Origin of the sequence: Crocinitomix algicola (assembly GCF_001661595.2) — a bacterium.
Classification (GTDB): Bacteria; Bacteroidota; Bacteroidia; order Flavobacteriales_D; family Crocinitomicaceae; genus Crocinitomix; species Crocinitomix algicola.
Genome location: NZ_LYPF02000004.1, coordinates 246,926 through 259,133, shown reverse-complemented (window position 1 = coordinate 259,133; position 12,208 = coordinate 246,926). Strand labels below are relative to the sequence as shown.

General features: G+C 36.4%; 10 protein-coding genes. 5 read left to right on the top strand and 5 right to left on the bottom strand.

Translation table 11 applies throughout. From position 1 onward, the window contains the following. Nucleotides 1-51 precede the first annotated feature (51 nt). From A8143_RS04145 to A8143_RS04130, 4 genes are read left to right on the top strand one after another with little or no spacing between them, the layout of a single operon-like run. Nucleotides 52-2,400 carry a TonB-dependent receptor gene (locus A8143_RS04145; RefSeq protein ID WP_066756701.1) on the top strand — a complete coding sequence of 783 codons (2,349 nt, stop codon included), beginning with the start codon at nt 52-54 and terminating at the stop codon, nt 2,398-2,400. Between the two features lie 3 nt (nt 2,401-2,403). Next, a complete protein-coding gene (locus A8143_RS04140; RefSeq protein ID WP_066756698.1) occupies nt 2,404-3,564 on the top strand; it encodes a hypothetical protein in 1,161 nt (386 codons plus the stop codon). A gap of 59 nt (nt 3,565-3,623) precedes the next feature. After that, the gene (locus A8143_RS04135; RefSeq protein WP_139134260.1) at nt 3,624-4,181 is read left to right on the top strand and encodes a hypothetical protein; all 558 of its coding nucleotides are present in this window, start codon (nt 3,624-3,626) and stop codon (nt 4,179-4,181) included. Continuing rightward, complete coding sequence (locus tag A8143_RS04130; RefSeq protein ID WP_066756693.1) at nt 4,178-5,023, top strand: alpha/beta hydrolase family protein; 846 nt, start codon at nt 4,178-4,180, stop codon at nt 5,021-5,023. The genes A8143_RS04135 and A8143_RS04130 overlap by 4 nt, the downstream gene beginning before the upstream one ends. A 154-nt stretch (nt 5,024-5,177) precedes the next feature. Here A8143_RS04130 and A8143_RS04125 read toward each other — a convergent pair whose 3' ends face one another. The 5 genes from A8143_RS04125 to A8143_RS04105 all read right to left on the bottom strand — a co-directional run bounded on the left by A8143_RS04125 (nt 5,178) and on the right by A8143_RS04105 (nt 11,380). Next, nucleotides 5,178-7,670: a zinc-dependent metalloprotease gene (locus A8143_RS04125; protein WP_066756690.1), complete on the bottom strand. Its 2,493-nt coding sequence runs from the start codon at nt 7,668-7,670 to the stop codon at nt 5,178-5,180. Nucleotides 7,671-7,796: 126 nt separating this feature from the next. Then, nucleotides 7,797-8,411 carry a hypothetical protein gene (locus A8143_RS04120; RefSeq protein ID WP_066756687.1) on the bottom strand — a complete coding sequence of 205 codons (615 nt, stop codon included), beginning with the start codon at nt 8,409-8,411 and terminating at the stop codon, nt 7,797-7,799. After that, nucleotides 8,404-8,868 (bottom strand): nuclear transport factor 2 family protein, encoded by a 465-nt coding sequence (locus A8143_RS04115; protein WP_066756685.1) that lies wholly within the window; start codon nt 8,866-8,868, stop codon nt 8,404-8,406. The genes A8143_RS04120 and A8143_RS04115 overlap by 8 nt, the downstream gene beginning before the upstream one ends. Before the next feature lie 48 nt (nt 8,869-8,916). Beyond that, complete coding sequence (locus A8143_RS04110; RefSeq protein ID WP_066756682.1) at nt 8,917-10,143, bottom strand: metallophosphoesterase; 1,227 nt, start codon at nt 10,141-10,143, stop codon at nt 8,917-8,919. Beyond that, a complete protein-coding gene (locus A8143_RS04105; RefSeq protein ID WP_066756680.1) occupies nt 10,136-11,380 on the bottom strand; it encodes a metallophosphoesterase in 1,245 nt (414 codons plus the stop codon). Before A8143_RS04105 ends, A8143_RS04110 begins: the two co-directional genes overlap by 8 nt. Nucleotides 11,381-11,560: 180 nt before the next feature. Between A8143_RS04105 and A8143_RS04100 the strand changes: the two genes are divergently transcribed. Then, nucleotides 11,561-12,202, top strand: a complete 642-nt coding sequence (locus A8143_RS04100) for a hypothetical protein (protein WP_066756677.1) — start codon at nt 11,561-11,563, stop codon at nt 12,200-12,202. Nucleotides 12,203-12,208 lie beyond the last annotated feature (6 nt).

Below are 12,208 nucleotides of genomic sequence, written 5' to 3'. Positions count from 1 at the left end.
GGGGTGTAATTTGCTTTAAGTGTCACACCAATGTAACACAAATAGCAAAAAATGAAAACCTTAAACACCTTCTTCCTCTTTTGTTTTCTTTTATCAAATTGGTGCTTTGGCCAAGATAATTTCCATCAAACAGTTCGCGGTCAATTATTAGATGCCGATACTAAAACCCCGATTATAGGAGCTACAATTCTTATCCCAGATTCGAACCCATTGCTCGGTGCTAAATCAAATTTAAATGGGGAATTTAAAATTGAAAATGTACCTGTTGGACGAACACCATTTCGAATCACTGCATCTGGTTATCTCGATATTAATTTGCCAAGTATACTTGTAGAATCGGGGAAAGAAAAAATCCTCAATCTTGAAATGACTGGCGACATCAACATTTTAAATAAGGTTGAAATCACCGCAAATTCAAACCCACTCGAAGTCGCGAATAAAATGGCTACTGTCAGTGCAAAAGCTTTTAGTGTTGAAGAAACCAATCGTTATGCAGGTTCTTTAAATGATCCTGCTAGAATGGTTTCAGGGTTTGCAGGCGTAACAGGTGATGCAGAAGGAAATAATGATATTGTTGTTCGTGGCAATTCACCTCGTGGTGTGTTGTGGCGTTTAGAGGGGATTGATATTCCAAATCCGAATCATTTTTCAGATAATGGCGCCACTGGTGGACCAGTAAATGCGTTAAACGGGGCTGTTTTAGCAAATTCAGACTTTTTTTCAGGCGCATTTGCTCCTGAATATGGCAATGCTTTATCGGGTGTTTTTGATGTTAAGATGCGTCAAGGAAACAACGAAAAAAGAGAATATTCCTTTTCGGCCGGGGTAATTGGAATTGATGCCACAATCGAAGGTCCATTTTCAGAAGGTTATCGTGGCTCATACATGGCAAATTACCGCTATTCTTCCATTGCCTTATTGGATAAAGTAGGAATACTCGATTTCAACGGAATTCCTATTTATCAAGATGGCGCTTTTAAAATTCATTTACCAACCAAAAAAGGAGGAACATTTAGTTTAATCGGATTTGGTGGAAAAAGTGCAATTGACGAAACAGATCAAGATGACGAAACCGAAGAAATATATGGGAAATACAACTTCCGTGCATCAGTCGGTATGTTAGGTCTAAAACATATTTATTTACTTTCTCCCAAGCTCTATATCAAGTCATACCTAGCAGCAACCTCATCCTATAATGGCGGAGAAGGATATTTTAATACCAAGAATGAAAAACTGGTCCTTTCTGAACGAGAAGGATTTACAGACAATCAAATTAAAAGTCAATCTATTTTAAACTATAAATACAACGCTAAACATATTTTTCAAGTTGGTGCAACCTTCTCTAATCTCCGGTACAACTATTTTTACGAAGAGGATTATGATGATCAAAACGGTATTCTCACACCTCAAAAAAAAGCAAAAGGAGATGCGAACCTCCTTCAAGCTTTTATGAGTTGGAAATATAGAGCAACCAATCAACTTTCATTTGTTTCTGGATTACATTACACTCATTTTTACTTGAATAACAATAAAAACATTGAACCTCGCCTTGGCTTAAAATGGCAATTGACACCGCGCCAAAATTTTTCCTTAGGTATTGGAATGCATAGTAAGGTTGAAGCTGTTTCTGTTTACCTAGATCAAAATTTAACCAGCGATTTTTCGATACAACCACAGAATAAAAACCTCGACTTTTCAAAAAGCAGTCATTTCGTTCTTGGATATGGAATTCGAATAAATGAACATTTATTCCTCAGATCTGAAATCTACTATCAGCATTTATTTGACGTTCCAATCTCTCAAGATACCGCCATCAACTTCAGCATGATTAACAGTGCCTCCGGCATACCCAATATGGCTTTAATAAATGACGGTACAGGCAATAACTATGGTATTGAATTAACGGTAGAAAGACCTTTTGAAAATAATTTTTATTACCTCTTAACAGGATCAATCTATAAATCAGAATATAGTTTAGATCAGCAAAACTATCAACCCTCTCGTTATGATGCAAATTATGCCCTAAACTTCTTGCTTGGTAAAGAATTCAATTTAGGTGCTGCTAGCAATAAAACACTAGGCATTAATACTAAAATATCAGTGATTGGTGGAAATCGATACACTCCAATCGACTTGAATGCTTCGCAAGAGGTCGGATATACGGTACTTGATGAGAATCAAATCTTTGGTAAAAAAGGGGAAGATATTTTCTTCATCAACCTAGGTTTAACCTATAGGTGTGATATGAAAAGAGCCAGTCACTCTTTTAAAATAGATATCCAAAACCTCACAAATAATCAAGCAGTTGTGAGTGAATATTTCAATGGTAGAACAAACCAAATTGAATATAACACGCAACTTTCACTCATTCCAAACTTAATTTACACCATTAAATTTTAAACAATGAAAACACTATTTTTAATCATTACATCATTCACTTTTTTAACGGCTTTTTCACAAGAAAAAGACAGCATTATGAGACGACCGGTACAAGTGTCTTTCTTTTATCCGTTGGGATCAAATGGAATTAATTCCCCTAAGTATTCAAATTATATCTCTTTAAATATGCTCTATGGAATTAATGGAGGTGTTGATGGATTTGAATTAGGGGGATTAGTAAACGTGAACAATGGAAACGTGAATGGAATGCAAATAGGAGGAATTGCAAATGTGACGAAAGGACATGCAAATGGCTTAATAATTAGTGGAATTACAAACCTCGCGAGTGATTCTAGTAATACGATGTCATTTGCAGGTATCTCGAATATTTATAACGCAAACGCCTTAGGTATGCAATTCGCAGGCATATCCAATTCAGTAAACGGTACTTTTCTGGGAGGGCAATTTGCAGGAATCACCAATGCTGCAAACGGTGATTTAAATGGTGCTCAAGTCGCGGGAATATCAAATTTCAGTAATGGTAACCTCATGGGACTTCAAATTGCGGGAATATCGAACCTTTCAAATGGTAATGTAAATGGCGGCCAAATAGGCTTAGTAAATGTGGCTAAGAACATTAGTGGTTTTCAATTAGGTTTAATAAATTTAGCAGAATCTTATGAAAAAGGCATTCCGATTGGCTTAATCAACATCGTGAAAAAGGGGTTTCACGCAATAGAAATATCAGGAACTGAAGCAATTTATGCGAATCTAGCCTTAAAATTAGGCGTAAATCAATTTTATGGCATTTACCGAGCGGGTTATTTTTCAAACGGATCAGAACAATCAATGTCCTATGGGCTGGGATTTGGAAGTATGCTTTCGTTGACTGAAAAAGCCTATGTTTCCGCAGACCTAACTGCTAATCAGATTTATACTTCTATACATCATCCAGAACTCAACTTATTATCTCGAATCGACCTTGCTTTCCGCTATGAATTCACAAAAACGATTGGCTTATTCGCAGGACCTTCCTTTAACGTATTTATCTCTGAAAACCCTTTAGATGGACAAAGTTCAGCACTTGAACCTCCTTATTATTTATATGAAGAGAGTTGGTGGAATAATCAAGGTAAAACATCAATTTGGATTGGTGGGAATTTAGGTCTCAGTGTGCGTTTTTAGATAAAATTTCTAATTGACTGCTATAAACAGCTATAATTCAATATTTTTACACAAAAAAAATGAATCATATTCTACCATTCATCCTTTTACTTCTTTTCTTTCTCTCATCTTTGTCCTGTTACAGTCAAAATGAGGAACAAGAAAAGAATTTCAGAAGTTTAAACTTGGCTGTTCAACCCATTTCAATTTTCAAACCATACGACAAGACCGTTTTTAGTAAAAATTTAGTTATTCCAATTTCAATAACTTATCGGTTGTCAAAAAATCTACCCAAAACATTGTACTATGATTTTGGTCTTCAATATTATCAATCGTATAATTATCTGGAGCATGAAAAATCAAATTATATGGCGCCCACAGCGTTTGTCGGAATGGGCTTTAAATATGCGCTAGAAAAGTTTACCTTTTTAGGAGGGGTTTCCGTTATGACCAGTCGGGTATTCGATCGAGTTGAAGGTGTTAATTATATAAAACAGCTAAATTATTGGTCGTTTAACGGAGTGCTAAATGTTGAAGGTAGTTATCTAATTTCAACGCGTACAAGAGTACATCTAGGAGCATTGGTTTCACTTAAAAAACAAGCTGGTTTGTCAATCGGAATTTCGTATCAATTATGAGAAATAGGTTCATTGTAATATTAAGTCTTTTTATTTTTTCATGTCAAAAAGAAGACAGTTCATTTATCTATAAGGCGCAATTCGCAAAAGAAGGAGCTTTTGAAGTTGAAATATTTGATGTTGAAACAGACAGCGATGTACCTTACTTAATTGTAGCTCCTAAAGATATTGAAGAACCCCTTCCGGTAGTGGTCTGGGGAAATGGTACAGATGCCGAGCCAAAGGAGTATACGGAATTATTTAAACACATTGCTAGTCATGGGTTTTTGGTTATTGACACCTATTCGGTTACCACGGGAACAGGGCAGGAAATTAGCGATGCAATTGATATGATTTTTAAAGAAACGGTTGATACTGCATCCCTTTTATACCATTATGCTGACACCAATTTTCTTGCAGTCGCAGGACATTCGCAAGGTTCTACAGGAGTTATTAATAGTTATACTAACTTTCATCAGCAAGCGCGAATTAAAACCATAGTTTCCATAGCATTACCTGCATTAAAATGGTGCGATCCAGAGGATGTTTATGATGCCGCGAAAATTGAGGTTCCTTTTTTAATTCTTGGAGGCGAGAAAGATTTTATAATTTCTCCAACTGCAACTAACGAGCAAGCTTTTGATTTATTATCTGCAGTTGTGCCTGGATGTATGCTGATTTTACACGATGCAGGCCACCTTGAAATTCAAGGAAATGGAGGGAATTATCGTGGTTTTCTAACCGCTTGGCTACAGTACATATCAACCAATGGAGCTTCGTCAAGAAAAGTATTTGCAACCAAGGACGCAGAAATCTATCAATCTCCATTAATTAAAAGTGTCGGGAGTAAAAACTTGAATTAGTGTAAAAAAACAATAAGTGGGGAAGTTAGGCTAGTTAGCAAAGCTCTGAATTACCAGAACATCTAACAATTGAAAAGTGAGGCTAATAAGTTCGATTTAACACAAAAAAAGAGGAGCTCAATCAACTCCTCTTTTTTTAATTCTCATAATTAGATTACCTCGGATCTAAAATCAATTCTATGCGTGCCAGGGCATCCTCTAAATGAATTTTAGTCATTTTATCTCCTGTTCTTGCCACAGCTGATTTGATTAATTTTTTCAATTCGTTTAATTCGGCGCGAGCAATCGATCGGATATCGGATTGGCTTGCGTCTACATTTGATTCAATTAACCAGGCACGAAGTGCCATTGGAACTTGATCTTGTTCTTCAGTCATTAAGTATGCTAAACGATCGATATAGGCACGTTGCAAGTTTCTACGATATACATCAACCTTTCCACCTTGTTTTAATTCGGTCCAGATACCATCGCGTAAATCATCCATTATTTCCAATAAGGTATAGGCATTTTCACCATTCACCATTTCATTTTCAATTGCTCTGGCCATTCTGCCAAAATCAAGAATTGAATTGAGCGTTCTAACCTGTAATTTTCGCATGCGTTCGATGGCTCCATCAAATTCAATTTTATTAAAAATATCTTGGTCAAGTAACCAGGTTGGTGTTTCAAAAAGTTGAGATCTTAAAAATGCCATTGCATCTTTTTGAAGGTTTTTCGGAACATGTGTATAAACTGCACCTTCTTGATCGTACGTTTTATAATATTCATAGATTCCGCCCACATTGGCAGTTACATGCCCCATATAACGGTTAAACTGTCCTACAACCTGATCATAGATAGCACTTAAATCTTCATAATTTTTACCATCTTCACCAGTCCATTCAATTAGGTTAGGCAAGATTCGTTTTAAATTTTTAATTCCATAATCACTGGCTTTCATTGCGTTGTCACCAAGGTCTTCTGTTTGCGAACTTGGATCAATTGTAATGAATTGTTGTTTACCAAAGCGGTATAAAGGATCACCTGCATGTTCCAGAATCCATTGATCAAGAATTGGTTTTTCATCTTTTGCTGTTTCTGCTTCCGGAATTGGGCGATATCCCCAAGCGATAGAATACTTATCGTAAATTCCGATATCTGGCATCAAAGCCACCCCTTTATCCTCGGGTTGAGCAATATAGTTGAATCGCGCATAATCCATGATAGATGGAGCCGTTCCATATTTCGCTGTGAAAGTCGCCGATCGTAGTGAATCTACTGGATAAGCAACCGAACTTCCCATATTATGCGGCAAACCTAAAGTGTGTCCCACTTCGTGGGCTGATACAAATCGAATCAATCGACCCATAATTTCTTCTTTAAATTCTACCCCGCGCGCATCCTCGTTGATAGCGGCAGTTTGCACGAAGAACCAATTTCTTAAGAGCGTCATCACGTTGTGATACCAGTTAATATCCGATTCAATAATTTCACCGGAACGCGGATCACTTACATGTGGACCATTGGCATTAGGAATAGGAGAAGCAAGGTATCGTACTACAGAATAACGCGCATCTTCAGGGCTCCAATCAGGATCCTCTTCAGGACTTGGAGCATCTTTAGCAATAATTGCATTTTTAAATCCTGCTGCTTCAAAAGCTACTTGCCAATCTTCAATACCTTGTTTTAGATATTTACGCCATTTTTCAGGTGTTGCACGATCGATATAATAAACAATTGGTTTCACCGGTTCAACCAGTTCGCCATTTTTGAATTTTTCCATATCCTCAGGCTTAACCTCTAAACGCCATCTGTCCAAGTAACGGAACGATTCACTTTTTTGTGCTTCCGAACCATAATCAGTTTGAGATGAGGTAAACCAACCAACACGTTGATCAAAATAACGTCTTTTCATCGGCTCTTTCGGCAATAAAATCATTGAATTTGAAATTTCTAATGAAATCGATCCTAAACTAGAATTGGAAGGAGGAGCTGCGGAAGCATAAGTCTTAACATGCCGTGCTTCAACATTAATAGGATAAGACTTTAATGAAGAAATATAAGACCGCTTGCTGTCCATTCGACTTATCTTATAACGTTTACGTGTCCTAGTAGGCAACCCTAATGCAGCGACATCAGACTCAAAGAGCTCAGTTACATCTATCACAACAGAAGACGAATCCTTCCCCAAAGCCTTAATCGGAAACATGTGCATAATTGGTTCAAAATTTGAATTCATTACTGCCTCATGTACAGGTAAAGAATCCGCTGCAAATACCTGATGGGATACTACACGTAATAATATATTATCTTCATTTCTTTGCCAACGTACCACCTGTTCATTTTGCTTTCCACCACCAAACCCCAGTCCGGCAGCAGTTTTAGCAATCCGAGTTACCATCAGCATTTCTCGTTCAAGTAATGAATCGGGAATTTCATAATAGTAAGCATTCTCAACTTTATGAACGTTAAATAATCCCTCATCCGACTCAGCATCCTTAGTAATCACCTTACTATAAGGTTGAATACCCCCTTTCTTTGGTTTGGGAGCTGCTTGCTGCTCTGTTTTTGCTTTCTTTTTACGTTTAAATAATTGCGCATGACCCTCTACTGGAGTTACAAAAAGTAATCCCAAAGCAGCCATCGATAATATGATTTGACGTTTCATAAATAGATTGATTCAAGGTTTGACCTTAATATTACTATTTTTTTCTCAATTGAATTTGAAACATGGTATAAATGCCAGTTTTAAGGTATAAACGGCATTTTAAAAAGGACAGGACAATTTAGTGAATCAGGTATTTAATCCTAATTCAAGCGCTAAAAGTTCGATGGGCCTTGCAATTCTATCATCATTCGCTTCCAATTCATCCACAATTTCAAAGCTTTCAATTCTACTGATTTTATTTCTTTCACCTATCAATGAAGTAAGAAGAATATCAACTGCCACCTCCTCAGTTTCTTCATCTAAATGCTCGGTATTAGCGATTATAATAATTAAATGTACTCGGTCCGCATCTTCCTGCTCTATTAAAAACTTCCATTTTTGAGCATCAACTGTCTGCGTTTCAATCTCAAGATCATATAAATCAAATCGTAATTTACCTGTTGGTTGACGACTATCAAAAAAGGTCCAGTGCGGCAATGAGGGAGCGCTATTAACCAAAGCAGACGTTAAACCTAGTAACTCTGTTTTGTTATTCGGAGAAATTGTGAATGAAAATTTATTCGTCTCCACCTCTTCAATCGTCCATTTTAAAGGACCAAATCCCAATATAAACTGATCTAGTTGATCTATTATTTCTGTGGAATTTTCCGAAGCGCCATGAGACACCAACTCCCTAAAACCACCCTCATTCAACTGAAACCATTCCCAAAAATCTGCTATTTGACTTTTGGTTTTATCCATTGTTTTTTGCTTCAAATTTATCCAGCAGTACTTTCGTGTTTTTATACAGTTGATCTCTAAAAAAACCTGTTCCTCCGAATAACCTCCCTTTCAATCCCATCGCCTGTTTGGCCCATTCTTTACGATTAAAATCATCCACATGCTTGATGATCAACCCATCTTTAAACAAAAAATAAGCATCAACCTCATTCACAACTCTTCTACCTGTTTTGGAAAAAGTATATTTTGCTTGCCAATGCGCTTTTGCTTTTTTTTCATCCGCAGAAATTACCTCAAAATTAACTTCTAAATCTTTTCCATTTTCAATCAGCATTCGCCACATATTTTTTGCGCGATTTCCATGTAAAATTCCAAAGGCTGGATCACTAAAAATAACCTCTTCATGATACAGTGCAACCATCGATTCTGCATCTTTATTTTTAAATGCTTCGTAGAATTTTGTTATTGTTTCTTTCATTGTATGATTCTGCTTTTGCAGCTGCAAATCTAACGTTAATCTGCCTTATTATTTATGATTTAACTCAGATTCTTTTAACCGTAAAACGGTAATTTCAGGCCAAATTCCAAGTCGACCTGGATATCCTAAAAATCCAAAACCTCTATTTATATATAAAAACTGTTTCCCTTCCTGGTATAAACCCGCCCATTTTTTATAGCGAAGTTTAATTGGACTCCATCGAAACTTTCCTATTTCAAAACCCATCTGTGCGCCATGTGTATGACCACTTAGGGTTAAATCAATGTGCGGATACCGTTTAATAACCTCTTCTTCCCAATGCGTTGGGTCATGCGATAACAATATTTTGACATCTGCCTTTAAACCCTTTAATGCTTTTTCTAAATCTCCCACCTTTTTAAAGCCCTTGCCCCAATTTTCTACTCCAATCAACCCTATCTTAGCATTATCGTTTTCTAAATAAACATGCTCATCTAATAATAACCTCCAGCCCATATCCGCATGGACTTGTTTCAATTTATTCAAATTATTAGCTTTCGCTTGTTGGGAAGGCCATTGAACATAATCACCATAATCGTGATTCCCAAGAATTGAAAAAACGCCGTTTGGGGCAGATAATTGTGCAAAAATATTTCTATAATCATTCATTTCATTTGCATCATCGTTAACCAAATCTCCTGTAAAAAAAATAACATCTGCATTTTGTTTTTTTACCAAATCAACCCCTCGTTGAACGGCTCTAGGATTGTAAAAACTACCTGCATGAATATCAGACAATTGGACAATTTTAAAATCTTGAAATGCTTTGGGAAGATGTCGTATTGGAACAACAACTTCATGAATACGATATCGATAAGGCCCTATAATCATGCCCAATAAAAACAATACCGCAGGTAAGATACTTAACGCTGCACCAATCATTAATAACTCGGGTATTCGTTGAAAACTTCCAAACCCGAATAAACCTCGAATAAAACGTTGCAAATCATCTAAGACCAAAAACAGGTCAAATATCAAAACGGAAAATAGATTGATAAAAACAAAGGCAAACAAAAAATTCCTGATAACCTTATTTAATTTATTTCCGAATGAAAAAATAATTCCTAATCCCACGAAAGAAACTCCCATTAACCCATAAAAGAAAATAGCAACAACTAATTGCACCACATCACTTTGCTCTTCTTTCAAAATTGTAATACCAGAAAAGGCATAGAGCTCTAATAGCACTAGAATTCCGATGATAATAAAAGGCAATGACCGACTGCTACTATGCATATCCCTTATTTAAAGTCATAACGGTAATCTCAGGCCAAATTCCAATTCTACCAGGATAACCTAAAAACCCATAACCTCTATTAATGTAGAGGTATTGATTTTCTTTTTGATATAAACCTGCCCATTTATCGTACCTTAAACTGACAGGACTCCATTTAAAGCCACCTGTTTCAACGCCAATTTGGGCACCATGCGTATGCCCACTAAATGTGACATCAATATCTTTGAATGCTTTTGTCACCTCCTCATCCCAATGCGTTGGGTCATGTGACAACAATAATTTGACCGGAGCCTTACAATTTCGTGCTGCTTGAGGTAAATTACCAATTTGATGAAAACCTTTACCCCAATTCTGAACTCCTATTAAACCAATTCGAGCCCCATCTTTTTCGAGGTATTCATGCTCATCTAATAATAAACGCCAACCCAGCTCTTTATGAACTTCTTTCAACCGTTCAAGGTTTGCCGCTTTTTCATGCTCAGAATTCCATCGGTGATAATCACCATAATCATGATTACCAAGCACCGAATAAACACCCATTGGAGCTTTGAGACGCGAAAAAACATCCATATAATCATCCATTTCACTCGCAATATTATTGACTAAATCACCGGTAAAAAAAATCACATCTGGTTGTTGAGCCAACAATAAATCTATCCCTTTATTGACCGCGCTTTTATCATAAAAACTTCCGGCATGAATATCTGAAATTTGAACCACTTTTAACCCATCAAAAACAGCTGGCAAGTTGGGCAAACTTACCGTTGGATGATGTAAAGTGTATTTATAGGGACCAACAAACATACCAATTGGCAAACTGATGGTTGGCACTGCCGCGGCAACCACGCCAGTCTTCAATAAAAACGCTGACCTAGAAATACCTTCTTCTTGTGAGGAAGTTGAACTCGTCCTATGATAACGTTTGCTCACCCATAGCGTTATGCGTCGTAAATCATCAACAACTAAAAACAAAGCCAGGATAAGCTTTGCCAAAAAGTTGAGCATAATAAATCCAAAAAAGAAATTAGTTGCCCAATTAGGTATGCTTCCTCCCCAAATAAACAAAATCGGTAACGAAATACAAGCCATGCCAGTAAGAACCAAAAAGACTGATTTTAACAGATTTTTATGCCATCTTTTGTACCTATCCCACGCCCCCTTTAAACCTTTATACGCATAGTACTCTAGCAACAATAAAATAGCAATTAGAATAATTGGAAATAATACTGATCTCATGAATTTATCAAAATGTAAATTTAATGGAAATATTCCATGCGTTTATTGGACGTATGAAGGTTAATTTTATTTCCTAGTTACGTTAAAAATATTCTAAAACACTTTCATTAAAAAAAAGATTAAGATATTTGTTTTAACAATAAGGCAGGTATATATGCCCAAAAGACTAAAAGTACAAAAATGAAAAAGGCTTATTTATTCGGATTAATGTTATCTATTCTTCTTTTTTCTTGTAATTCGACCCAAGATAAAGAAGCGAACACGGAGGCTTTAAATGAGCAATTAACCAGTTCCACAAATATTAAAGAGGCTTCTAAAAGTTTTGCTCAAGGAGGTGCAACCAATAGTGAAGAATATTTTTCAGGTCTCTTATCGAGTGTAGTTGAAATTGATGTTAAGCTCCGAGAAATTGTTCGTTTAGATGAAACAGATGCTGCTGTAAACAAAATAAACGCTGTTTTGGACACGACTTTGAGTAAAATTGAGCAAGGTAGAAAAGCCATTAAATTATATCAAAATGAAGATTGGCCTAAACGCGCGGAGTTTCACGAAATTACTGAAGAATGGTTTACTGCAGTTGAAGGATTAATCAATAATCACTATCGACAATTAGCAGAGCCTATGTCACGTGATATGAATACGTGGACTGCAGAAGAAATGCAAGCATATGAAGCGTATTTAGACGCCTTTGACCTTTATTTAGACATTGACAATCGTTGGATAGATTTCCAAGACGTTTATGCCGAAGCCAATGAATTTATTTTAGAAGGAACGATAAACGAAGAGGCCATGCTCGAGGAAGAGTTGATCTCAAATGAATAAGATTTG